Here is a 25,166-nt window from a genome sequence, read left to right as displayed (position 1 = left end):
CTTATTCGGACCCATGGAATCTTCCGTTGCGCGAGCGGATGGCGATGCTTACGCGCGGCAAACGGCGAGTTGCCTACTTCTACGAAGAGCCGAATAACAGTACGTTTCGGTACCGCGCATATAATATGGCGCAAGTGCTTAACGACGACGCGAGTGGGGACGTTTCGGCGAGCTTTTTCTTTCTTCAGGACTGGGAATGGATTGACGAGGTCGCCGATCTCGCCGACGTGCTCGTGATCTGCAGATCACGATATTGTCATCGCATCAATCGGCTCGTGATGAAGTTCCGGCTGCGAGGCAAGCGCATACTCTTTGATATCGACGATTTCGTTTTCGATTCGAGCTATGCGCATCTGATCATGAACACGCTCGACGAAAACGTCAACGACCCTGGGCGCTGGGACTATTGGTTCTCGTACATCGGCCGTCTAGGCGTCGCATTGACAATGTGCGACGGTGCCATTACGACGAACGACTACCTGGCCAACAAGATTGCGACGTTTTCCGGGTTGCCGGTAAGTGTGGTCCCGAACTTCATGAACAAAGAGCAAATCGAGTATTCCGATGCACTTTTTCGACATAAGCAAAGCACAGGATTCGCCCGCGACGACAAGATCCACCTGGGTTACTTCAGTGGCTCACCGTCACACAAGTTGGATTACGCGATCATCGTTCCTGCTATTGAAGCGCTGCTCGCCAACGACTCCAGAATCGAGCTGATGGTTGTAGGATATATCGAGGCTGGCCCGGCACTCAGCAAGTTTGGTGATCGGGTGAAGCGGCAGCCGTTTCACGACTATGTCAACTTGCAGCGCCTGATCAGTACCGTTGAATTCAATCTGATGCCACTGCAGTCAAATGACTTTACGAACTGCAAATCGGAACTCAAGTATTTCGAGGCTGCCGTCGTTGGGGCGATAAGTGTTGCGTCGCCTTCTTATACATACGCCGGAGCAATTCGAAACGGCGAGAACGGCTATCTCGCGCAAGCGCAGGAATGGCTATCGGTGATCGAGGGTGCCATTGACGATACTTCCAGGTGGCCGGCTCTGATCGAATGCGCTCGCGAGGATGCGCGTTCGAAATACGGTTGGTTCCACCAACGCGATACGATTCTCGCCGCGCTGCAGTTTGACTGACGCGGCGGACGGAGCGACCGGACGGGTCTCGGCTACTGATGCAGATATGAACCTGGAATCTCCGATGTCTTACGTTGCCGGGGTGGTGGCTATCGTGGTCACTTATCAGCCGGATTCGGCACGTCTCGGTGCGCTCCTGAACGCGGTGACGCCGCAGACGGAGCATGTGGCCGTAGTCGATAACGGTTCAGCTCAGGACGTGGCCGGTGTAGTGGCTGCGTTGGGTGGTCCATCGGTTCACGTCATATCGTTGGGCAAGAACCTTGGAATTGCAGCAGGCCACAATTCCGGCATCGATTGGGCACGCAAGCAAGGCGCAAAGTACGTCTTGCTGATGGATCAGGATAGCGAACCGGATGCCGGGATGGTCGCTGCCTTGCAGTCGGCGCACGAAGATCTCGTTGGGGCCGGCAACAAGGTGGCAGCCATTGGGCCTCGAAGCAGGGATCGTCAGACGGGACATCTCGCGCCGCATGTGCGCTTCGGCGGGATACGGTTCGCTCCCGTCGCATGCGAACCCGGCCAGCGGACAGTCGTGACGGACCTTTTGATTTCGTCAGGGTCCTTGATCTCGCTGGAGGCTCTCGACGCCATCGGGGAGATGGATGAGCAGCTATTCATCGATCAGGTCGATACGGAATGGGTGCTTCGGGCTCGCGCGAAGGGGTATGTGACGTGGGGACATTGCGCGGCCGCTATGGCCCATTCTCTTGGAGAATGGCGTCGACGGGTATGGCTAGGTCGGTGGCGGGAAATCCCGCTGCACAAGCCGTTCCGGTACTATTACATGATTCGCAATAGCGTGCTGCTACAGCGGCGTGACTACCCGTGCTGGGCCTGGAGGCGTTTGGATGCGATACGCTTGGTGCAAATTGCGGTGTTCGTAACGATGTTCCATCCTCAGCGATTGCAAGCGTTGGGAAAGATGCTGCAAGGGTTGCGGGACGGTATCTGGATGCGCAACTCAAGGTAATGCACGCCGGATTGCAGCTATAAGGTCCGGCGCAGAAAGCGGCAACCCAGCCTAAAAGAATACGATAACGAGCCGCGAAATAGACGATAGCTTTCGCAAAGCCAACATCGTTAGATATTTGAGCGAGAAGAACCCGGAGAGTTTGGCCTCTTGATATGTTTCTCACTATGCTGATTTCGTCGCTGCGTCGAGCGACCAGACGTGTCACGTCGAAGTTTTACCATCGCCCATCCGCTAATCGCGGTATCAACGGAAAGAGGCGCACGTCTCCTGATGAACGCAGAATCATCCGGGAGTCTGGCCTGTTTGATGAAGCGTTTTACCGCCAGACATATCCAGATGTGGCAAAAGCCGGCATTGATCCCCTTGAACACTACATTAGGTGGGGTGGCAGGGAAGGCCGTCGGCCGCATCCGGCATTTGATCCGCGCTGGTACACGACGCAGTATCCTGACGTTCTGCAGAGTGGAATTCACCCGCTAATTCACTATCTGACAATCGGCAGGAAGGAGGGTAGGCGGTGCGGCCTCGATTCGAGAATCCTTTCGGTTGTCGGGTCGATGTATGAACTGGCGAGCGCTTTCGAACCGGCTATTGCACGTGATCCAACGCTTACCGCACCTCACCTTCTCGGTATTCATGGAGGTGGCCAACATTGGCCCGCACTTCGCGTATGGCGCGCACTGTTTGAATCGCTTGAGCATCCCTTCCGTTGTATCGTTTTCGCTTCAGGGCCGCACAAAGGGAGGGCGAAGTATATGTCCGCCAATGCGGCGCAAGCCGCTATCGACGCGCACGGGGCCGATTCGGCGCTCGTCGTGTTCACCGACGATGAAGAAAAGGAGGTGAACAACGATTTCGCGGTAGGCGTTCACACGCGTTGCCTATCCAACTTTGGAGAAGCATTGACGGCTACGGAGCGGGCATCGATTGTCGAGAAGTTGATCCTCGCGGTCCGGCCCAAGTCCGTGCTCAATATCGACAGCGTTGCATGTTGGGACTCGATAGTGCGAAAGGGCGGCGCGCTCCAACTAGGGACCGATCTTTACGCGTACCTGTATCGCGGCGATGGAGATGCGGACGGTCATGTGAACGATTTTGCAAATACTCATTTTCGCGAGAGCCTTCCGTTCTTGCGCATGGTGTATTTCGATACCCTTCATTTCCTGGAGAGTCTGGCATCCGAGCACGGTATTCCTCCCTCTCTGAGGGGCCGTCTGGTGCCGCTATATCAGCCTGCACGCGTCACGCCCACTGTAGCCTACGACAGTGGTGCTACGAACCGGGACGCAGTTATTTGGGCAGGGCGCGCCGACTCCAAAACAAGTGTTGATCTGCTATTGAAGATTGCGGTGCAGGCGCCTGATCTGACGTTCGACGTGTTCACAAATGAAGCCGCCCGTGATACGAAGCACTTGCAGGATGCAGTGTCATCGAGCCTGAACCTGAGGCTTAGAGGCTCATTTTCGTCAGTGTCGCGACTGCCGCTTGCAGACTATGGTGCATTCCTGTGCACGTCGATTTCTGATGGGCTGTCACTTGAACTCATCGAGGTGGCTTCGACGGGAATGGCGGTCGTCGCGCCGGCCATCGGAGATCTCGCCGAACTGGTTACGTCGACGACGGGATGGCCTGTCGCTAGCTACCATGAGCCGGAACCGTACGTTCAAGCGCTTCGGCAAATCAAAGATGATTCTCAACTGGCGATATCTAAATCGAGGTGCATGGTCGAGCATGTCCGAGCCCGGCATTCATGGACGGCATTCACCAATGTGCTGCGAGCCTCTCCCACTTTTATCGATTGAAGCCATGCCAGACTACGATATCACCGCGGTCATAAACGGGCACGCAGAAGGTCTGCTTGCACAGCCATCCTTGCGCAGTCTTTCTAAAGCCGCCGCGGTAGCGAGATCGAATGGTTTGCGCGTCGAACTTCTTGCGATACTCGATAAGCCGAATCCACTGACCAAAGAAGTGTTCGACGAATTTGCACGAAATGAACCCGAATTGCGAATCGAGATCGTTCAGCATGGCGATCTGGGTTTCTCCCGAAATTCTGCGGTCGAAAATGCACGCGGCAAATGGATCGGCTTTCTCGACGCGGACGACATTTGGGGCGAGGACTGGCTGGTCCGGGCTTATGTCGCCGCGGAAGCCGATCCGAGAAAGGTCATATGGCACCCGGAAGTTAATGCGTATTTTGGTGTGACCCCGTATATCTTTTTGCATATCGATATGGAGGACCCTTCCTTTCGTATTGCAGATCTTGGCTACACGAACCTGTGGACATCGCTTTGCTTTACTGCAGCGGATTTTTTGCGGTCAGTACCGTACGCAGGCACGGATCTGAAGAATGGTATCGGCTACGAAGACTGGTGCTGGAACATTGATGTGCTCAATGGCGGCGGAATTCATAAGATCGTGCCCAACACAGCTCACGCGATACGCACAAGAAGTGTGTCGCTGGTGAAGCAAACTTCGGCTGCCGATAGTGTCCCGCGGCCGTCGGATTTTTTTCGCAAGATGATTGCGGCGAGACGGAATGTGCATTCCGATTGCCCGTGACTCGGATATCGATAGTCGTTGGCGTTATGCGCAGGCGTCAGCGCGCGATTGGTGTCGCGCCAACTCATTTCCGGCTCTGAAAAGTAATCGAAAGCCTTCGGCGTGCTCTGCAGGCGGTATTTCGCTTCGTCTTGCCGCGGCTACTTTGCAGCAAGCAAAGCGAACAGCGCGGGTCGTTTTCGGATTTCGCCAACGCCGCAAAATCTTCCCGAATTTCGGCGTCTTCCCGAATGTCTCCGATTGCTGATGACGGGAAGAAGAGTACGCTGCACGATGTTCGGACATGATGTCGGGCCAGGCTTGGGACCATACCTCCGGCGGCGCTGCGCGCGACAACGTGGTACTTCATTGAGCCACTTCCTTCTTCGATGCTCACGTTTGCATTGAGCAACGTATCCGTCAGCGTAGCCCGTCACCTGACGGAAGATGGTGCGAGACGAGCATTCTTCGTCAAATCAGGACGAGGCGAGGTAGGCAAGACCGCTCTCTGGGTCTGAGAATGTGTAGCTTTGACGTGCCAGTAGTCGCAGTCCGCGACAGCGACTCGAGTTGGCTCATCGCCGCTCAACGGAACGATCCGAGCCAGGGGTGCCAGCACGTCGCGTTCTCCCCACCGAACCCAGACGAAGATGCCAACCCGACACAGGTCTTCATGAGCGAGTCCAATGACCGAGACGGCAGAGGCGTCGATATGCACGCACCGCTGCTGAACGGTCGCCAATCAGCAACGGTTACTGTCGCAGGGCCTTTCGAGCCAAAACCGATTCCCAATCCCGGAGGGCGAAAACGTTCGAACAACATCGAATCGGCAATCTACAAACAGGGGTTCGATGCAAGGAGTTTCCGTTGTCGGCATATGCGCTTCGGCGCGTTTATGGCAGACAGCGATCGACTCGGTCAAGATCGGCCGCGGAAAGCAGATCGTGAAATGGTAGACCGATCACGCAAGGCGCGATCGACTCTGTGACGTGCAGATCGCCACGCGGCACGTCGGCGAAAGCAGGATGGGTGTGGCAGCCGAGGCCCCACCAGCGACGCCACTCGATGTGATCCTCGTCGAGGTGAGCGAGGGTAGCCGCCACTTTATTCGGTGGGACAATTACATTAAGCGTCATGGTAAGCCAGCGCTCGCCAACACCTTCCTGGAAACGCGAGAGCCGGTCAGCACCGATACGTTTTCGGTAGCCATCGGTGAGGCGCTGCAAGTCCGCGACCCGCGCCGGCAGTGCGTCGATCACGGCGTTTCCGACAGCCGCGCTGTATTCGGAGATGCGGTAGTTGCCCGCGCGAATCGCCGATACACGCTCCGCACCGAGAAAGCCGAAGCCCGTCATCGCGGTCGCATGATCGGTCAGGTCCGTATCGGCGCACAGAATCGCGCCCCCCTCTCCAATGCCAAGCGCCTTGGTGGCGTGTAGGCTCAGACATAACGGTTGGCTTCCCACCTGTTTGATCGATGTCGCGGCGGCTGCCGCATCGAACACAACGGGAATGCCGTAACGCGCCTCGAACGCTTGCCAAGCGGCTTGGTCCGGCGGCGCACCGAACGCGCTCACTACCAACACGGCGGCGGGCAGTTCGTCCAGGCCTTCGAGCGCCGCTTCGACGATTTCCGGCGTCAGCATCAGGCTACGCTCGCATACGTCGAGCAGGTACGGTGTGAGGCCAGCGTTACATACCGCGTGCGCACTCGCGATAAACGTAAAGGATGGCATCAAACAATAGTGTCGCTGCGGCGTCGCGCGAATTCGCAGCGCGAGTTCGATCGCCGATGTGCCATTACTCGTAAGAGTGACGCCCGCTGCGCCGGTCAGTTCGCTGAGACGGCTCCGAAATTTTTCGGTGAGAGGGCCGTAGTTACTGTAGACACGCCGCTCGTCTATTTGTCTCATGTACGGCACGATCGCTTCCGTGCCGGGCAACTTGGGAACTAGCACCTTTATCTTCGCATTAGTCATGTTTTGCTCTTTGTGTCTCTGTTGTATTTAGTCGGTCGTAAGCGCCGCCCGAACCTGCGGCAGACCTCTGCGGTAGCCGCGCATTATCTCTTACCGAATGGTCGGATCGCGAATGTCTAAATATCGCGAGACCATAATATCGGCCAGACGATCTGGCGAGAATCTCGCCATCGCTTTTTCGTGCCCTCTTCTCCCGATGCTTTCCAGATCCTTCTTGCCGTCAATGCAATCCTCGAGCAGCGCCGCCAATTCCTCGTGGCTTGAGTAGCCAAGCATCTCTTGCCCGTGGAAAAAGTTCGTTTCCAGCACCTCGTTCGGTGCAGCGACGACGACAGACGCGACACTGAATGCGGCGAGTGCACGCTCGTGAAAACCGGTGTGATGCGGCAACGGGCAAATCACGGCCTTCGCGTCGGCCATAGTCGCAATCAACTCGCGAAACGACTTTGTATCGACGAATTTCAGGCTCGTATCTTTGAATCGCTGGGACACGTCGCGATCCGGGATGATCGTTACAGGTAGGTGTTGTATGCTGCGCACCAGATCATCACGCCGTTCGAATTTGACGTAGTCGACGATAGATGTGACAAGAAAACGAACATCCGGGTCTTGGACATCACAATGTACTTGCGCCTGCTGTAACGCGAGCAGCGTTTCAATTAACGGGTCAACGCGGAGATCATTGGCTGCAACCTCGGTGACGGCTTCAAATATCTCGCGGAAAACACGGCCTCGGTAATTCGTTGCCAAGGAGTGGCGCTCCCGCATTACGGATGATTGAACAAGTCCTATCGGCAGCAGAATATCTATCGGGCGTGACTCGAACGCCGACAGAATTTTCGGGGCGGTCTGTGGAAACGTGATACTAGGGACTGCATGAACATTCCTTAAACCGAGCAAGCGCGCTAGATGAGCGTAGGTCGTATCCGTCGCAAACAGATGTCGTTGACTGTCTGTTGATTCGACCTGGTGTGCCATCGATTCGTGAATCGGAGAATCATGCATCAAGTCGAAAAGAGGCTTTTTGAAAAAGCCATACGAGGACACCAGACGCCCCGGCGCCTCTTGGAACATGAGTTCTGAACCGAAACCATTGAAACACGCAAAAAATCGGCACTTCGGGTCGTTCATTGCCTCGGTGACTTGGCGAACGTCATGCACGTAGTCAAGGTAGCGCACGGCCAATCCATGCTTTTCGAAGCCGGACATTAGCTCGTCAATAAAAACGCCGTTATGGCCGTGCATGTCGCGGTCGGCACGTTTGAGGAATACGACATAACCGTCTGTCATGTGATCTATTGCAGCCTGCGAAAATGTATTAAACGTGCTCATCGGGCATGCCTAATGTGTTGCAGTGCCGCTCTTTACCGACCGTGTCCGAGCGAAAGCTTTTCTGAGCCGCATCACATATCGCGAGTGGAGTACACGAAGAACCGCGCGATCTAGCTGGCCAATCACCGGCGGTTGATCCGGCAGTCCTGACGCCTGCCCAGCATTACCAGCAGCTTCGAGTTTCTTTGCCCTGTCGATTAGAGCAACGTGATCGGAATGCAACTCGTCGAAGCCAGCACTGAGTTTGAGATATTCGCCAAGGAGGTTGTCATGTCTTCTGGTCGCGTCCTCAAAGTTCGCGTGTGCGGCAGCGACTTGCACCCTCATTGCAGCGATTCGAGACGCATCCAAGTCACTTAGTCTAACTGGCGGTCTGATGATCAATGCCTCCGGCTGAAGGAGGGCTAAATTGATCAATCGCGAACGCTCCCACAATTGCGAGTTCGTATCGAAGGCTTTCAGAAAACTGCGCCAGTTTGCGTACGATAGTTCATACAACTTGTCGACGTCCGCTATCAGCTCGCCGAGTCTGGCGATAGTCTTCGATGTTTCGAAATCGACCAGAACAATGTCTTCCCCATCATGAAAAGCAATATTCATATTGAGAGGATCGCTGATGCAATTCAGCACACCACGAAACCCAGCCTCCATACAGGCGCCAGTCGGAAAGCCATCGAAAGCGCCTGACCGATCTTCGTTCGATGGCCTGTTCGCGGAAAGGATGATGTCCATCTGCGGATAGAACGCCTTGAAAAAGGAGTTCGGCTTCCGGCCGTGGAAGGTAACCTTCTCGGTGGCGTGTTCTAGTGGAATCTGGTCTGGCGTGTAATCGCCGACGACATGAAAACGCACGTCGGGGTGTTGTGCGGAAAGGGCTTTTGCGACGGCCACAAACTGGTCGTATCCTTTCTTTTTGACATCGTCTCCGTAGCGATGTGCGACAAAGCAAATGTCGAGCGTCCTCTTGTCTCTGCCGTAGAGTTTCTTATCGCGGAAGAAGTCGAACTCATTTTTCGTGTCATAGACACCGCCATAAATGAATTCGATTTTCTCGTCCGCACAGCGAATACGATTGAGCAAATAGTCCCTCGTAAGGTTTTGCGTAACGATGACCTTTTTGCAGAGTGGAGAGTGCAAGATTTGCTTCAATCGACGATCGCTCTCTTCACCATTGATCTCGAATCCGCCGCCAGGGTAGAGCTGCAAGATGAAGGGGATATTGCGCTCTTCAAGGAACGGCAACGCTTGCCATGCGTTGGTCAGAAACGTTATGTACGCGAGCTTCGGAACGATGCGCGGAAAACTAGAAAACGGTCGGACCTTCGCCTTGCATTCATTTCTGAGTGAGCTGGCCGCAAGCTGGTCATCGAAGTTTAAATTCGAGTAACCGTTGCGCCATCCTTGGAAAGTGACCAGCAAGGACGACTCGAAATACGAAAGGTAATGGGTGTATTCCAGATTGCGAAACGGCGAAAAGTCGCAAGGCAGCATCTCGTCGATAATCAGCAGATCGCAATACTCGACGGCGCCAGCTGTGCTTGGCGCGCCCGCCCCATAGCGAATCGTTACAAGTCCTTCCGCTGCGATCATGTTGCTGACCCAAGTCCGTTTGAACAATGAACTGAAAACCCGGGGGTCCAGCGTCTACGATATATCTGATTTTGATTATAAATCATCTACTTATCGTTACAGTCTGCTGCCGCGGGCTCTCAGATCGCGAGGGCAGATTCTACGCGAAGTAAGGTTAGGTAAGGGTGTCGATGTAAAATATACCGGCGCTCGACGATTTCGTTCGTTGCTCATGCATCTTTTACGATATCCTCCGGACATCAGATACATCGTGTAGTCTGTAATTTGCATCTACAGGTTGATCATGCGGCAAATTGCCCGCGCAAGGGGGCAACATCGAGGCACTACGCTTACGCTAGGTTCAGGCCGGTATCTCGTCTAAACTGGCGATCGTCTATAAAGATCACTGGCTAACGTCACCGCGACGGATGTCACGGAGAGAGGGGGACTTGGACCGCAGAGAGAAGATGCTTGCCGGCATTGACCTGGCTTCGTCGGTGGGAGCCGAAATTGGCCCCCTTGGCAATCCGCTTGTTAGCAAAGCCGACGGCACTATCATTTACGTCGACTACGCCGACGCGGGGAGCCTTCGGAAGCACTACGCGGGTAATCCCTCGTATGACGTCGACAAGATTGTTGAAACCGACGCGATCTGGGGCAAGCAAACTCTCGTGGAGACGCTAGGGCGTCCAGTTGACTTTATCGTGGCCTCACACGTGATTGAGCATGTGCCTGACCTTATCACATGGCTACGGGAGCTCAAGGAAGCGTTGACCATCGATGGGCAGGTGCGGCTTGCCATCCCTGACCGGCGATTCACTTTCGATTTCCTGCGCAGGGAAACAGAACTGGCCGATGTCCTCGACTCGTACGTCACGGCAGCTCGGGTGCCGAAGCCCCGCGCGATTCTGGATTACTATCTGAACGCGACTCCGGTCGATCCTTGGGCCGCGTGGCGCGGCGAGCTTAACGAAAGCAATGTCAAGCGATCCAACACGTTCGAGGCGGCAATGGCGATGGCACGGGACCCCCCCGCGTCAGAATACTTGTCGCTCCAATACAATCGATGAACCGGGGGCGATGATGAGAAAGCGAATTGGCAAAATACGGACAAGCATTCAAGGACCGAGCGGTTGCACGGTTGTTGCCGCCGGAGAGCGCGGCGTTGGAAGACGTTGCACGTGAGGTTGGCGTGGGAGTGGGGACGCTGGAGCGCTGGCGCAGTGATGCGCTGTCCAGGCCCGCTCGCGAGCGGGCCTGGACAGCGGCGGCCCGATTCGACGCCGTGCTGACGACCGCTGCGATGGATGAGGCTGCCAGGAGCGCATGGTGCCGCGCCAACGGTGTGTACCCGCACGAGCTGGCTTCCTGGCGGCAAAGCGCCACACAGGCGCTGGCCGAGCCCGAGGAGGCGCGTGCCAGCCCGCAGCAGACCCAGCAGGACCGGCGTCGCATCAAGGAACTCGAGCGCGAGCTGCGGCGCAAGGACCGTGCGTTGGCTGAGACGGCGGCGCTGCTGGTCCTATCAAAAAAAGTCGCGGCGATCTTCAGCACGGGCGAGGACGAATGATCGGCCTCGAAGATCGCCAGTCGCTGGCTCATGATATCCACACCGCGCACAAGGCCGGCGCACGGCTGCGCCTGGCCTGCGAGACAGCCGGCATCGACGTGCGCACGCTGCAGCGCTGGAATGCCGGCGCGGGCCTCGTATCGGGCGATGGCAGGCTCCATGCGGTACGCCCGCAACCGGCGCATGCGCTAAGCGTCGCCGAGGGTGCCGAGGTGCTGCGCGTAGCCAACGAGCCGCGCTTCGCCGATATGCCTCCTGCGCGCATCGTGCCAATGCTGGCTGATGAAGGCGTGTACATCGCCAGCGAATCCACCTTCGCCCGCGTGCTGCGCGAGCACGGGCAAACCACACATCGCGGCCGGGCCAAAGCACCCAGGGCGGGTCGACCGCCGACCACGCACATCGCTGGCGCAGCACGGGAAGTCTGGTGCTGGGATATGACCTATTTACCCGCCGAGGTCGCCGGTCAATGGTTTTACCTGTACCTGATCCTCGATCTGTACAGCCGCAAGATCGTCGGATGGGAGGTGCACGAGCGCGACGATGCCAGCCATGCTGCCCATCTGGTGCGGCGCACAGCGCTGGCCGAGGGCATCGCTACTCTGGCGGACAAGCCGGTGCTGCACGGAGACAACGGCTCCACGCTCAAGGCCACGACCGTGCTGGCCATGCTTCACTGGCTTGGAGTGAAGCCCTCGTACTCGCGCCCACGCATCAGCGACGACAACGCCTTTGCCGAGGCGCTGTTCCGCACGGCCAAGTACCGACCGGAGTTCCCCAACACGGGCTTCGCCGATCTCAATGCTGCACGCAACTGGGCAAGCGAGTTCGTGCATTGGTACAACTTCGACCACCGTCACAGCAGCATCCGCTACGTCAGTCCGGCGCAGCGCCATGACGGCGACGATCACGCGATCCTCGCGGCGCGTCACGAGGTGTATGCCCAGGCGCGGGAACGCAACCCGGCACGCTGGTCACGCTCCACGCGAGACTGGACGCCAATCGGCGCAGTCACCCTCAATCCGGAGCGCGAGTCAGTCGTCACGATGGCCTCGCACGCCACACTTAAACAGCCTTTGGCTGCATGACTGAGGCGACAAGTACCTTGACACGCGCCGGGGACGCAGCGACCAACGGCACATATCACGACGCGCACTGCTGGGTTTTTACGCCACGTTCATTCGCAGATCTGATGGAGCAACTTACGGCGCTTGGGCTGATGCCATTTGCTTGCGATCGTTTCTTCGATACCGAAGTCAATACAATCGAATTTTTCTTGTCGCTGCGCCCCGAGCCCGATACCGAGAAGGCAATCGCCAGTTGGCAGGGGATGGCATCCGAAGCGAAGGGATTCATTCACAAGGCGTCGAAGTCAAGTCGTCAGCCCGCGCGGGCGCTCTCCTCGATCAAAGCCCCGCTTCGAGCTATTTCCGCGCGCTTCCGAAGCTCCTCTGCGGGAAAATCATGACTTTCCACCCTTTAAAACGAATACCCGTAAATCCAAGGTCCTTGATGTGTCTGACATGACGGATCGGGTCGGTTTCAACCGGGTTTTTTATCGTCTCTCCTGGCCATGCCGTTCTCGCCACGCACCTATCCTACATTCCCCGTTCCTCGTTTTGGGGGGCGCCATCTGCGCCAGTCGCGCGCACCCAAAACACGCAGCCGTATTCACCGTTCGCCTGCACATGCACTCTGCCGCCATGCAAGCAGACAGCTTGCGACGTGCCCGCTACATCTCCGCCCCAATGCAGATTATGCTCGAAAAGCTGTCTAATTCTGAGTCGGACAAGTCGATAAATAACGAGAGTCCGTCCTGAACAATAGTGATGAGCCGGTTTGCGAGCGCTGGGCACAAGACGTGTAATTCCAGTTTTTCTGCGGCGAGGACTATTTCCAGCCGAGCCTGCCGTGCGATCCGATCAACCTCGTGCGCTTTCGGCTGGCACTGGCCGAAGCCGGTGTCAAGGAGATGCTCGCGACGACGATCGCAGCGGCCGTGCAGATGAAAGCGGTGAGGCCGTCCGAGCTCGAGCGTGCGATCGTCGATACTACGGTCCAAGAGAAAGCGATAGCCTATCCAACTGACAGCCGCTTGCTGGAGGTTGCAGGAGTTAAACTCGCAAGGCTGGCGGTCAAGACGCTAAGCAGTACACAGCGAAAGTGGTTAAAACGCCGCTAGGCGAGTGAACCGATCATCGGCCATGTTAGGCAGGATCACGGCATGCGGCGTTGCTGGCTCAAAGGTCAAACCGGCGACGCATTATACGCAGTGTTGTGCGCGGCGGGCTACAACCTGCGCTGGTTGCTGCGCGCTATCGTGCGCCTTGGGCTTGCGCCCGTATTTTTTGTTCTCGCGTGGCTGCATTGCCTGCACAACGTCTTGCCAGAAACCTTGCTCGCGCCTCTGACGTCTTCAGCATTGGGTCCGGTAACGTGATTTGCGTCCATGATGTCGCGTTGCTCACACTTGCTTGCGCATTTATGTGTTCACGGTTTGTATAACAGTATTGTTAGTGCTCCAAATGAGCTTCTGAGGAACATATTCGGCCTCAATGCCGGTGCGATGTCTCGCCATCCGGTTCAACTCGCAAACTGCACAAACGTATCGGCGTAGGTATCCATCATCTTCGGTCGACTGAATTTTTGTTCAGCTGTAAGTCGAGACGTTTTCTGAATTTCGCAGAGCGTCGAGCGATCGTTCGCCCATCCGGCCAGCAGATTGGCGATTCGAAGTGATTCTTCCGGGCCGATGAGATAGCCGTTCTGACCATCCTCGATCAGTTCCGGCACTCCACCTACGGGGGCCCCGATGACGGGAACACCGCACGCATTGGCCTCCATGACGATGTTAGGCCGGCCATCGAGTTTGGACGGCAGCACAAGAACGTCCAACGAACGTAGTGCCGTCCGGAGATTCTCGACATAACCATCGTAAGTGAGCTTTCCGGCGGCGGGACTTACTTCGATGCGTCCGCGCACCAACGCTGCCTGGTCACCTTCGCCGCCCATCCGGAAGGTTGCTCCCGGTACGAATTCATGAATTGTTTCTACCAGATCGATGAATCCAAGAGGGTTCTTCTCCGACGACATTCGTCCGATATATCCCACTACGATGCCATTTCGCAATGTCCGATCACGATCCGGCGTCAGCCAATCCACATCGATGCCACTGCGTACGACCGCGATGCCCGCATCTTCCTTGTGCGTGCATGACTGGACAAAGCGTCGCATGTACTCGCTTTCAACGATAACGCCGTCCATGCAGCTCTCGTAAAGAAAATGATTCACGACATGGCCGACCTCGTTATAGAGGGTATCGACGATTCGAAGCTCTGGTTTTCTTTCCTTCCAATACGGCAAATACGAATACAAAGAGTGCGCGCCTATCTGGATAATCAGATCTACGTTGCGTTGCTGGATCTCGTTCCAAATGAGTTCGCGATGTTCATGCGCCGACGTGATGCTAAGATCCAACAGCCGATCGGCCGACCAGAAGTCATCCATCGAATCGGGTGTGTAGACGGTGGATTCATCTGCGCAAGATGCTACCGTAACGTCAAAGCCGCGCTTGCGCATTTCGCGCAGCACCGCAATGGACAGAGCGCCTTTCACGAGAAAAGGCAGCAAGGCGAGGATAGTAGGTTTCTTCATGACTGCGTTCAGGCCATCGTATCGTGGTTAGTCTTGAGGTTGCGCATTTGCATCTTCGGATGTCACTTTCTTGAGCCGCTCATGTGCGTCACGCCAGTTCCTAGCTTTATCTTGGTACCGTTCGGCGTTGACTGCGTTCACGCTGTCGGTGTACCAAAGTTGAGTCATGCGTGTCATGCGTGTCACCGACGGGAGGGCGTGAGCCCGCTCAATGAGAACGGGAAGTGTGAGAACCCGTTCAGCAGTCGGCGAAAAGAAATTACGACGTTATATGCCAGATCGAGCGCCTTTCCACCCCGGTGATGCCTTGCAGGTCCGACTGTTTCATACGAACACATCTACTACCCGGCAATGCCGGCGCCCGCGCGCATGTTTTCGGGTTTCGACGATTTGTTCGTTAGTGACTTTGTACCCGACACCAAAGAATGCGGGCCAACTCATATCGGTGTCGCGACCCGATGCCACGAATTGAGCACATGCATCGACATGTTGTAACAGCAATGAGTAGTCGTCGCCGCAAAAAACGCTGGTGTCGTCAGGCGACGCTCCGATGACACCCATTGCGCAACTTTCGCAAGGCAGAACTCGTCGTCCGTCGCCCCGAATCACAGTGCGGGAGATATCGGTGTTGCGGGCGAACTGGACCTGGCTGCCTGTCATAGGATTTCGTTGAACGAGTATCTATTTGGAGGCGACCGGCGGGTGTGCGTTAGGAAATTAAGCTGACCACTGGTTCGTCGAATGCGCGTTATGCCGATCGCGCCGTCGCTTCCACATAGGCACGCTGCCACTTCTCGCTTTCGCGACGCCAGTGGTCGCGAGCGCCGATATATGCCTCGACATCCCTGTTAAGCTTGCTGAGTTCCTGATAAACGGGCGCGCCCTTATCCAGCAACGCCATGCATCTCCGTCCCACCGTCACCAGTTCGGGCTGCTCTTCAGTGTTTCTCAGAATGGCCTTGAAGCTCGCATAGTCACCGACTGATGTGGATTGCATCAGCATGCCGAGCAGGCGGTAGCGCTCCGTTGGCGACAGCCGACTCAACTGTTCATGGTAAGCCACCCAGCTAATAATGCTTGCAATGGACGGGTGCAGTGCGCGCTTCTCTGCCAACGGAATGAGATTGCGCAGCATTGCGTAGGCTATTTCCAGCAGAGAGCCAAGCGGGTCTGCATGTGTTACGCCGGTAGAGGTCGCACGGATGAATGTAAGCTTCTCAGGAAGGATGGCGAATCCACATCCTTCGCGCAATGCACGCGTCCAGAGCTCGTAGTCAGGCGCGCGAACCATGTTCGGATCATCGAGTCCGATGCGTTGGTGTGCAGAGCTACGCACCATCGTCGATGAGCGGCAAAGATGATTCGCGCCGATCCATGTATCGGCACGCCCAAATTCATGAGGGCGATTGACAGCTTCCTCAATAGCATCTGCATTCGGGTGCGGGCAACCATCCTGGTCGTACACCGAAATATATGTGCCAATGATATCAATGCGTGGATCTGCTGCAGCGAGCGCCAGTTGACGCTCGGCCTTATGCGGCGCGATCCAATCGTCGGCGTCCAGGTTGACCATCCACTCGCCTTTGCAAGCGAGGACGGCGCGGTTATAACTGCCCGCGCCGCCCAGGTTCTGCTCATTCTGGAGAACACGAATCCGGGGGTCTCGGAAGCTCCGCACGACATTGACGGAGTTATCCCGCGAACAATCGTCCACGACGACGATTTCAAAGTCCTGCACGGTCTGGTTCAGGATGCTTCGAATGGTCTTGTCGATATAACGCTCGTAGTTGTACGAGAGGACGATATACGAAAGCAGAGGTTTATCGCTCATGGAAGACAATGGGCAATGCGATCGAGGTCTTGTTCGGACAGGCGATCATGGAAGGGGAGCCCAATTACGCGAGGCGCTAGTGCTTCCGTCGTGGGCATGTCACAGCGAGGTGCGTCGGCGAATGCCGGATGCCGATGACAGCCGAGTCCCCACCAACGTCGCCATTCGATATGTTGGCTGTCAAGCCGGTCAAGCGTCGCCTGTAGTGCCTCAGGCGGCACGACCACGTTGAAGGTCATGGTGACCCAGTCGTCGCCAACGCCGGGCTGAACCCGAACGGTTTTCTCTTGCAGCCGGTCCAGATAAGACCGCGACAACTTTCGCAGAGCCTCGAGGCGCGCGGGAAGGTTATCCATCACAGCCATCCCGACCGCCGCAGCATACTCCGAGATCCGATAGTTCCCACCCTGGATGGCGGACACCCGCTCGGCACCGAGAAAGCCAAAGCCGGTCATGGCTGTGGCACGCTCGATCAGTTCGCGGTCGGATGAAAAAATGGCGCCGCCTTCGCCAATTCCGACGACCTTCGTTGCGTGCAGACTGACGCACACCGGCTGTTCGCCGACGCCGTCGAGAGCGGTCACGGCGGCGGCAGCGTCGAACACCACCGGGATGTCGTGCTTTGCTTCGAATGCTTTCCAGCTGGCCAGATCGGGCGGTGCGCCGAACGCACTGACGACAAGCACGGCAGCAGGCGGTTCGCTTAGCTGCGGCAAAGCGGCCTCTACGATTTCCGGAGTCAGCATCATGCTCTGCTCGGATACGTCGAGAAGGTACGGAGTGAGCCCCGCGTTGCGCACTGCGTGCGCGCTCGCGATGAACGTGAAAGCGGGCATCAGGCAATAGCGTCGTTCAGACTTGGCGCGAATACGCAACGCCAGCTCGATGGCCGATGTCCCGTTGCACGTGATCGTCACGCCGGGTGCGCCTGTCAATTGTGCAAGACGGGCGCTGAACTCGCGGTGAAGCGGGCCATAGTTGCTATAGGTTCGCGCCGAATCGATTCGGGTGAGATAGGGCAACAGCGCATCGGCGCTCGGCAGGCGCGGAATCAATACTTTGATGGTTTCGCTCGGCATGAGTGACAGGACAGCGGAAGATTAAAGTTGATCAGGCTGTCGCCTGACTATCGGGCGTGCGGGAACCCCAACGACAGTGGTGCCAGGTTCGACGGACCTCACGACGACGGCGCCTGCCCCTACGGTGGACCATGCGCCTACGACGCATCCCGGTGCAACGACCACGCCGACACCGAGATTCGCACCCTCTTCAACCGTTACACGGCCGGCAAGCGACGTGCCTGGGCCGAGGCTCGCAAAGGCGCCGATTGTACAATCGTGCGAAATATTACAGCCGGGATTGATGAGTACGTGAGGTCCGATTTCAATGTCAGTGGTGAAACTCGCAGTGCCGATGACCATAGCGCCCTCGCCGAACTTCACGAAAGAGCCAATCGTCGCAGCGGGGTGAAGCACCGTTCGGAATCTGGCGGCGCCAAGTTGCCCAGCGATCTTCGACCGAGCCCTGTTATCGCCGACCGCAATCACGAATTCAGTCTCGCCATTTTTGTCTTGCGCGTCAAAGGATGATTCTCTCACCGGAAGATTTCGTACCGGCTTTGAGGCGAATCCTCGTTCGACCAGAAACGAATCGACGTCTAGTCCCATCTCCAGAAGTACTGCGTGCACCTCTCGACCGAGACCGCCTGCACCTACGATATGTATCGTCATACGGTTCTCTCGCTGCGCATTAGCGCAAGGCGCCGATTGCAATCAGCTGTTCTCGACGAGCCGCTCAATCGACTTGGCATATCCGTTCAACATCACTTGTCTGTTAAATCGCCGTTCTGCAAACTTTCTGGCGTTGTTCTTGAAGGAGGCCAGCTTCGCTGGGTCGGCGGCCAGTTCGATAATCCTTCGCGCAAATTCGTCGTAGTCGCCCGGTTCGCAAAGATAGCCCTGCTGCCCATCTTCGAGCAGGTCGGGCAACGCGCCAACGCGCGATGCGATCACGGGCGTGCCGTTGGCGAGCGCCTCCATGACGACGTTCGGTCGGCCATCGATCCGGGATGGCAACAGCAGTAGGTCGTATAACCGCAAATAAGGTGCAAGGTCGGGCACTGATCCGCAGATGATGAACTTGCCCCGCGGGAAGGATGCCTGCTGAACGGCTGCGCGAAGAGCGCCGTCCTGCGGACCAGCGCCCGTTATAACAAACGAGACACGCACATTGGAAGGAATCCTCCTCGCGATTTCGACGAACCCAAGAGGGTCTTTCTCCTCGGACCAGCGGCCGGAAAAACCGACGATAAGTCTCTTGGGCGGAATGCCATGTTCAGTGAGCAGGGCGGCGTCCTTCGGCCCGGGCGCATTGACTTCCAGGTCGACCCCGCTCTCGATGAGACGAATCCGGCCAGGCGATTCTCCAGCATCGATCAGCCATCGCTGGACCTCCGTGTTCTCGACGAGGTTCAAATCGATGTAATCGGCGTAGCGCCGATTGTTACTAACGTGTCCCACCGTGTTGAACAGAAGGTCCACGACCTTGAGTTGTTTGTGTGCATGTTTCAGCGCCGGCAGGCAGTCATACACGAACGCGCTGCCCACTACCCACAGTACCGAGATATTTCGAATGGCGAACAAGTAGTCCAGGAAGTCTCTCCAACGGTCGGGATTGAGGAAGCGGGGGAGATGAAATATTTCGCTGGTCGCGCGTTGGAACCATTCGGTCGTGTCGCCGTTCGACGCGTCGCTGTGGACAGTACTGACGATGACCACACGCCAACCGCGTGTTGCGAGATGCTCGACGAGCGCGCTAAGCAGACGTTCAGCGCCGCCGAGAATGAGATACGGAACGGCGAGCATCAAGGTACGTGTGTGGTTCCTCGTTGCCTCGTCCTCACGACGAACCATGTTGCGTAACGGTTTGGGTACGCGGATCTCCATTGCTGCCCGGCGTCGGCCGAGCTTGAACGCCTCTGGGGTCAGGACATCGGCATTGAACTCGCAGATTTTTTCTGCTTGAACGTCGTTACCCAGAACTGCGTCGCTGTTGCTGAGCGTGTTTCCATGACTGCGATAGAAAAACAGCGGATCGCGCATGTTCGCGAAGCGTGCGCCGAGCGCCGCCAGCCTCACCCAGAACAGCCAGTCTTCGTGGATATGACCCGCCGAAGGGTCGGAATCGCGATAGCCGCCAGCCTGGCGCCACAGTTCGCGTCGGAACAGCGAGCAGGTGAGTACATGATTGCCTTTGACCAGCATGTCGAGGTCCGGCTTTTCGTTTGGCGCGTAGACTTCATCGCGATTTCCGAAGAACTTGAGGCTTGGCCCGACAACATCGTAGCCGTAGTGTTCGAGCAGGAATACTGCTTTCTCGAGATAGGTGGGGTCCAGCCTGTCGTCGGCATCGAGGCAGCATACGTATTTGCCCCGCGCATAGCTGATACCGTAATTGCGATTCGCGCCGGCCCTGTAGGGTCTGTCCTGCAGCAGCACGCGGACACGCGAAGGTGCACGTTCGATGAGGCCGGCGAAGTTCTTTCGGGACTCGGTCGAACTCGAACCGCCCTCCACGACGATAATTTCGAAGTCCTGAAACGTTTGTGCCATTGCCGATTCGATTGCGTCAGCAACGAGGTGTCCGTAGTTAAAGCACGGCACAATGATGCTCACGAGTGGACGATCATCAGGCCAGATGTCCTTGTCGAGTCCGTACTCCGCTTCCGTGACCACGCCGGCGACAGGCAGGAGTTGGGCGTCGGCAATCCGGATGCCTTCTTGCGCGCGGTGGCGTTCGGCCTCGACAACTGCGGCGAATTCTGCCCGGCGACGTCGCACTTCTCGGAGATTGACGCCTAGTTTGCCTTGCATCGTCCACAACGCCAACCTGGCCACTTGCCGTACTCGTCGCAACACATGCGGGTAGCGTAAACTGAGTTTGTGGATTGGTCGCATTGCGCGCCACAAAATGCTGCTGCGAATGGCCAGCAATTCCCGTTCGACAGCCATACATCTGTTCTGAGCTTCCGCAACCCGTGCATCCGCTGTGGCAGCGCGTACGTAGGCCTCGCTGGCTTTTGCTTCGAGGGCGGCACTGCGTTCCATTTCCACGACGATGGCGTGAGTTGCCTTTGCAGCGTTGAGCCTTGCGTCACGCCGGGCAACTTCAAGCAAGGAGGAAAGCCGTCCCGTTTCAGTGGCGAGTTGCTCTGACTTCTGCCGCCACGACTGTTCCCATTGATTTGCCAGTTGTTGTAGGGAGTCGCGCTCTTGCGTGAGATCTTTCAATTGCTTATTCCTGGCCTTCCCTCGTTGGAGGTCAAAGGTCCATAACTGGACGATGCGTGCCACCACCGGCTCTGTAAAGTGGTTGTTATCGAGATGATTGATGTCGGACACAAGCGCTTCAGAAGACTGAGCCATATGCAGCAGGCGGAGATGCAAACGGGCGAGAGTTTCGTCTTTTGATAGCGATGAGTCGTCCGCAGCCAGTAGGCGCGCGAATATGGCTTCGAGTTGCTTTGCGCCTTCTGCTGTCTTCGTCACCGCGCCGACAAAAGTAGACGCATAGTCTTTGATGACGAGTTCCGAGCCGACGAGATAACAGTTCAGGCGTTGTTCGACGATGTGTCGAATCGAGGCTTCCGTTGGATAGTAAACATGCTCGAAAGAACTGTTGAGCCAAGCCTCATTGCTGATTTCGTCAGACATGACGGGAACCTCGAACAGGAGAATGCCGTCGTCTTTCAAGAGGTCCAAGGCAATCTCGAATCCCTCGCGGAAGTTATTCAGGTGCTCGAATACGGCTATGGCAGAAACGAAGTCGAATTCGCCGCGATATTGATTGCGAATCTCCGGTGCGAAAATATCGTTTCCAATAATCGTTACACCGGAATTGGCAGCCTGCTGGGCCATATCAGCGTTGACTTCAATGCCAAAGCGCTGAAAACCTGCGCCGACGTGTGTCAGCAGATATCCGTCGGCACATCCGATATCCAGAATCTTGCCACCATCTCGTAACAGCCTGATCAACCTGGCAGCCCAGCCGGTTCCATGTTCTGCTGCGAACCGGTAGTCGATGTAACCGCGTTCGCCCCCATTGACATAGTAACTATCACCGTAGAATGCCGCGAGGTTGTCCGGGATGGTTTCAACCACGCCGAGTCCGCAATCTGTGCACTGGACAATGTTGACGCCGTCCGCGCGAACTGCCATCGGCGCAAAATCGCGGCCTCCGCAGCCGTTGCACGAGAATTCCGGGTTGTTCGGCAAAGCCATTGTTAACCTAGGAGTCAGAAGCGCCTCAAACGCGCCATTCCTCGCAGGTGTCACGCGACACGCGTGCGAAGCCCAAAACAATCGGTGCCGCAGCGCGGAAAAGTCTTAGTTCGCTGCGGTGGGTTGTGCGTCGGAGTTCATGGCGTCCGACTGCGCCTGCGCCAGCATGGCCGGCAAGAGCCTGTCGAAATCAGGACAGGCAACCGACAGTCCCAGAGATTCGAGTTTTGCCGGTGATCCTATGAACCGCCGCACGTTGCTGTTCCCTTTGCGGCTGCTCTCGTAGTGGAGTTGTATGGGGGACTCCGAGCAGGCAATCAATCGTTGTGTGATGTCTAGCAGGCGTGATCCGATGCCCGTGCACACGTTGACGATTCCGCTTTCTACAATAGGATTCAAGGCCAGTTCCACGAGAATGCGGCCAGCCTCGCGAACATCGATGAAGTCTCGCTCGACGTCCAGATCGCCTGTACGAAGCGTCCCGCCCGTCGATGGTAGACGCGCAATCTGATCGGCAAAACTCCCGAGCGCGAGCGAAGTCGACATGCCTGGTCCGATCGGATTGAAAACTCGAGCGATTGTTACTGGCAATCCGGCTGCTGCCGCGGTGAGGCCGTGAAGCGTTTGCGCAAGCTTGGTGATGCCATATGCGGTATTCGGCGAGCAGGGGAACGCTTCAGTTACGGGCAGATCGGCGTCCGGCACAGGACCATACTCAGCCGCGCTTCCGACCAGCAGAACATGGGGATTAGGCTTGACTAACGCCGCTGCCCTCAACAGGTTCGCCGCAAATATCGCGTTGACGCGATATAGCTCGGCTAGGCACTCCGCTGATGAAGCGCCGGCCAGGTGAATGATGCATTGAGGGGCGACCTGGGCCACCAGCGCTTCCACTTCGCTTGCGTCATCCGCGCGGGCAAGCACTCGATGGTCGCTCGGACTCGCTGCCGTGACATGCCGACCTACGGTAACGACCTCGGCACCGCGTCGCACGAGCTGATCGACAACGCGGCTGCCGACAAAGCCGCTCGCGCCTGTAACAAGTACACGCATTGCTCAGGCAGGCAGGAACAGTTCGCGCTTCTCGGCGAACAATTGTTGCGCCGTGGCGTAATCGTCGGGGCGGCCGATGTCGAGCCAGAAACTGTCCGGCTGTCGATGGCAGTGCACCGTTTTTCCCTCTGCGATCAAAGCCTTCATGAGGTCCGGCATGTCCAGATAAGTATCAAGCTTGACGTGCGGAGCGATCGCGTCACGATTGAGAACGTACAGCCCCATACTCACGAGATGTCGCGACACCGGCTTTTCGAGGTAACCCGTCAACCGCATCTCGGCGTCAGTCTGGACCAGACCGAAGTCGATCTTCACCTCGCGTTCGTACACACTGATGGACGCAGCTGCATTTTGCGCACTGTGATCGTCAATCAGTTTGCGAAGATCAAGCGTCGTCAGCAGGTCACCGTTGGTGACGATAAAGTCGCCGTCGAGCTTGTCGAGCAAGCCGCCGAGCGGTCCTGCAGTGCCAAGCGGACTGTCCTCGAGGCTGTAATCCAGCTTGAGGCCAAAGCGTGAACCATCGCCGCAAAACGCACGAATAAGGTGGTGCAGGTGATTCACGGCCAGGAATACTTCCGTAATGCCCGCCGTCCGCAGTTGATGCAGCAGCAGCTCCAGGACGGGCATGTCGCCGAGTGGCATCAACGGCTTGGGGAACAACGCGGTATACGGCTGGAGGCGAGCGCCCTTGCCGCCGGCCATGATCACAGCTTTCATAAAAGACTCCAGATCAGCAGGTGAGAACGGCTTATACCGTGTACACGGTCGGGCGGTACAGGTGAATATTCTTCCGCACGAACTCGATAGTCTGCATGAGGCCGTCGTCCAGACTGACGCGAGGCATCCATCCCATCAACTGGGCCGCGCGCGAATTGTCGGAAACCAGCTTGAGAACTTCGCTCTTTTCCGGACGCATGCGCGCTGCTTCCTGCACAATTGGCTTGTGGCTGACGCCCATCAGGCTGAGGATCCGTTGCGCGAAATGTCCAACGGTATAGGTCGACCCGGTGCCGAGATTGATGGTTTCGCCTTCGATTCCGGGCGTCGTCGATGCGGCGATAAATCCGGCGACCGTATCCGTCACGAACGTCATATCGCGTTCCGGGGTCAGCGATCCGAGCCGGATGTCGTCTTGCGTTGCCGCTTGCGCAATGATCGTCGGGAGAAAAGCGCGCGCGGATTGTCGCGGGCCGAAAGTATTGAACGGGCGCAGCGTGACAACGCCCGTATTGAACGATCGATAGTAGCTTTCGGCAATTTTGTCGGCGCCGATCTTTGATGCCGAATAGGGCGACTGCCCTTGCAGCGGATGCGATTCGTCGATCGGTACCCGCATGGCGGTGCCGTACACCTCCGACGTGCTCGTATGAACGACGCGTCCAACAGAAAGTCGTCTGGCTGCTTCTACTACGTTCAGGGTTCCTTCGACATTCGTGCGAACATAGCTGCGCGGCGCGACGTACGAATAGGGAATCGCAATCAGCGCGGCGAGATGGCAGACCACATCCATTCCTTCGACTGTATGGAAGACGAAGTCGCCGTCATCTACATTGCCTGCGATGACTCGAAATTGCCCCTTGACTTCGTCATCGACGAAGTCCAAGTTACCCCAGCTCGCCGAGGAGCCGTACTTTATCATGGCGGTGACATCAGCCCCGGCGCGCACCAGCGCCTCGACGAGGTGACTGCCAATAAATCCGCCGGCTCCAGTAACCAGATATTTGCGTCCAGTCAGCATGACTCTTCTCTGTATATGCATGTGCCGAATATTCTCACAAACGACGCACGAAGACTACCCTCGATAGTCGCGGGCAATCGCACAGTCGTGCGCTAACATGACTGCGCGGCGATAGAACGTCGGCGCAGAATTAATTGTGAACCGTATCTGCTTGCTCCAACAAATAAGTCAATCGACGGCTAGACGGCCGGTTGTGAAATTTGACAGGACCGAGGGGTTTGTTCTAGCTCCTGTTCGCATGGCGTCCGGGAAAAAGTACCATCGAGCAATGCCAATCGGTAATTGCCCGCAGGTTGCATATCAAAACGGCTGAACGGATTTCGAATTTCGTGCAAGTGGAAAATATCGAGCAGTCGATGCTATATGCAGTGCCGTCTCCGACGATTTCACGATATGAAGCGCAGCCTTGGTAGACTTGCAGGTTGTCAAGGCAGCTGGAGGGCAGCCGGGTTGCCGAAATTCGCAGTTTCAAATTAGCTTCCTATTTGTTGCGGCCCCACCA

General features: G+C 56.8%; 19 protein-coding genes and 2 pseudogenes. 9 read left to right on the top strand and 12 right to left on the bottom strand.

The features are described 5' to 3' along the window. Positions 1 to 26 precede the first annotated feature (26 nt). From P0D84_RS16545 to P0D84_RS16530, 4 genes are all read left to right on the top strand, one after another. Positions 27 to 1,139 carry a glycosyltransferase family protein gene (locus P0D84_RS16545; protein WP_408338059.1) on the top strand — a complete coding sequence of 371 codons (1,113 nt, stop codon included), beginning with the start codon at positions 27 to 29 and terminating at the stop codon, positions 1,137 to 1,139. A 64-nt stretch (positions 1,140 to 1,203) separates the two neighbouring features. Then, complete coding sequence (locus tag P0D84_RS16540) at positions 1,204 to 2,112, top strand: glycosyltransferase family 2 protein (RefSeq protein WP_408338057.1); 909 nt, start codon at positions 1,204 to 1,206, stop codon at positions 2,110 to 2,112. A 758-nt stretch (positions 2,113 to 2,870) separates the two neighbouring features. Continuing rightward, positions 2,871 to 3,917: a glycosyltransferase gene (locus P0D84_RS16535; RefSeq protein WP_408338055.1), complete on the top strand. Its 1,047-nt coding sequence runs from the start codon at positions 2,871 to 2,873 to the stop codon at positions 3,915 to 3,917. Positions 3,918 to 3,921: 4 nt separating this feature from the next. Continuing rightward, positions 3,922 to 4,677: a glycosyltransferase family A protein gene (locus P0D84_RS16530; RefSeq protein WP_408338053.1), complete on the top strand. Its 756-nt coding sequence runs from the start codon at positions 3,922 to 3,924 to the stop codon at positions 4,675 to 4,677. 412 nt (positions 4,678 to 5,089) lie between these two features. Here P0D84_RS16530 and P0D84_RS16525 read toward each other — a convergent pair whose 3' ends face one another. From P0D84_RS16525 to P0D84_RS16510, 4 genes are all read right to left on the bottom strand, one after another. Continuing rightward, on the bottom strand, positions 5,090 to 5,374 hold the full coding sequence (locus P0D84_RS16525; protein WP_408338051.1) for a calcium-binding protein: 285 nt from the start codon (positions 5,372 to 5,374) through the stop codon (positions 5,090 to 5,092). 175 nt (positions 5,375 to 5,549) lie between these two features. Beyond that, complete coding sequence (locus tag P0D84_RS16520; RefSeq protein WP_408338049.1) at positions 5,550 to 6,635, bottom strand: DegT/DnrJ/EryC1/StrS family aminotransferase; 1,086 nt, start codon at positions 6,633 to 6,635, stop codon at positions 5,550 to 5,552. A 90-nt stretch (positions 6,636 to 6,725) separates the two neighbouring features. Continuing rightward, positions 6,726 to 7,967 (bottom strand): glycosyltransferase, encoded by a 1,242-nt coding sequence (locus P0D84_RS16515; protein WP_408338047.1) that lies wholly within the window; start codon positions 7,965 to 7,967, stop codon positions 6,726 to 6,728. A 9-nt stretch (positions 7,968 to 7,976) separates the two neighbouring features. Beyond that, positions 7,977 to 9,557 (bottom strand): glycosyltransferase family protein, encoded by a 1,581-nt coding sequence (locus tag P0D84_RS16510; RefSeq protein WP_408338045.1) that lies wholly within the window; start codon positions 9,555 to 9,557, stop codon positions 7,977 to 7,979. A 428-nt stretch (positions 9,558 to 9,985) separates the two neighbouring features. On the opposite strand from P0D84_RS16510, the gene P0D84_RS16505 reads away from it, so the two are divergent. The 5 genes and pseudogenes from P0D84_RS16505 to P0D84_RS49060 all read left to right on the top strand — a co-directional run. Then, positions 9,986 to 10,606, top strand: coding sequence for a class I SAM-dependent methyltransferase (locus P0D84_RS16505; RefSeq protein WP_408338043.1), 621 nt, complete (start codon positions 9,986 to 9,988; stop codon positions 10,604 to 10,606). Positions 10,607 to 10,632: 26 nt separating this feature from the next. Further along, positions 10,633 to 12,194 (top strand): IS3 family transposase gene (locus P0D84_RS16500; protein ID WP_408338041.1). Its coding sequence is split into 2 segments (ribosomal slippage): positions 10,633 to 11,071 and positions 11,071 to 12,194, totalling 1,563 coding nucleotides; the frame shifts between segments, so codons are not numbered across the junction. 104 nt (positions 12,195 to 12,298) lie between these two features. Beyond that, the gene (locus P0D84_RS16495; RefSeq protein WP_408338039.1) at positions 12,299 to 12,574 is read left to right on the top strand and encodes a hypothetical protein; all 276 of its coding nucleotides are present in this window, start codon (positions 12,299 to 12,301) and stop codon (positions 12,572 to 12,574) included. A 357-nt stretch (positions 12,575 to 12,931) separates the two neighbouring features. Further along, positions 12,932 to 13,240: pseudogene (locus P0D84_RS16490) on the top strand (IS5/IS1182 family transposase); the annotation flags it as partial. Positions 13,241 to 13,243: 3 nt separating this feature from the next. Further along, a pseudogene (locus P0D84_RS49060) lies at positions 13,244 to 13,546 on the top strand (transposase); the annotation flags it as partial. Between the two features lie 143 nt (positions 13,547 to 13,689). Here P0D84_RS49060 and P0D84_RS16485 read toward each other — a convergent pair. From P0D84_RS16485 to P0D84_RS16450, 8 genes are all read right to left on the bottom strand, one after another. Further along, positions 13,690 to 14,760 (bottom strand): glycosyltransferase family 4 protein, encoded by a 1,071-nt coding sequence (locus P0D84_RS16485; RefSeq protein WP_408338037.1) that lies wholly within the window; start codon positions 14,758 to 14,760, stop codon positions 13,690 to 13,692. 748 nt (positions 14,761 to 15,508) lie between these two features. Continuing rightward, complete coding sequence (locus P0D84_RS16480; RefSeq protein WP_408338035.1) at positions 15,509 to 16,591, bottom strand: glycosyltransferase family 2 protein; 1,083 nt, start codon at positions 16,589 to 16,591, stop codon at positions 15,509 to 15,511. Beyond that, positions 16,588 to 17,670 carry a DegT/DnrJ/EryC1/StrS family aminotransferase gene (locus P0D84_RS16475; RefSeq protein WP_408338033.1) on the bottom strand — a complete coding sequence of 361 codons (1,083 nt, stop codon included), beginning with the start codon at positions 17,668 to 17,670 and terminating at the stop codon, positions 16,588 to 16,590. Before P0D84_RS16475 ends, P0D84_RS16480 begins: the two co-directional genes overlap by 4 nt. A gap of 21 nt (positions 17,671 to 17,691) precedes the next feature. Next, entirely contained in the window at positions 17,692 to 18,258 is a 567-nt protein-coding gene (locus tag P0D84_RS16470; protein ID WP_408339862.1) for an acetyltransferase, read from the bottom strand. Positions 18,259 to 18,363: 105 nt separating this feature from the next. Then, on the bottom strand, positions 18,364 to 21,870 hold the full coding sequence (locus tag P0D84_RS16465) for a glycosyltransferase (protein WP_408338031.1): 3,507 nt from the start codon (positions 21,868 to 21,870) through the stop codon (positions 18,364 to 18,366). Between the two features lie 105 nt (positions 21,871 to 21,975). Then, positions 21,976 to 22,923 carry an NAD-dependent epimerase/dehydratase family protein gene (locus P0D84_RS16460; RefSeq protein WP_408338029.1) on the bottom strand — a complete coding sequence of 316 codons (948 nt, stop codon included), beginning with the start codon at positions 22,921 to 22,923 and terminating at the stop codon, positions 21,976 to 21,978. A 3-nt stretch (positions 22,924 to 22,926) separates the two neighbouring features. Then, positions 22,927 to 23,628 carry a sugar phosphate nucleotidyltransferase gene (locus tag P0D84_RS16455; RefSeq protein ID WP_408338027.1) on the bottom strand — a complete coding sequence of 234 codons (702 nt, stop codon included), beginning with the start codon at positions 23,626 to 23,628 and terminating at the stop codon, positions 22,927 to 22,929. A 46-nt stretch (positions 23,629 to 23,674) separates the two neighbouring features. Continuing rightward, positions 23,675 to 24,664: a GDP-mannose 4,6-dehydratase gene (locus tag P0D84_RS16450; protein ID WP_408338025.1), complete on the bottom strand. Its 990-nt coding sequence runs from the start codon at positions 24,662 to 24,664 to the stop codon at positions 23,675 to 23,677. Positions 24,665 to 25,166: the final 502 nt, after the last annotated feature.

It is taken from the genome of Paraburkholderia sp. RL17-337-BIB-A (assembly GCF_046025895.1).
Lineage (GTDB): Bacteria > Pseudomonadota > Gammaproteobacteria > Burkholderiales > Burkholderiaceae > Paraburkholderia > Paraburkholderia fungorum_C.
Note: the sequence above shows the minus strand (reverse complement) of the source record. Positions and strands in the feature narration are given on the sequence as shown.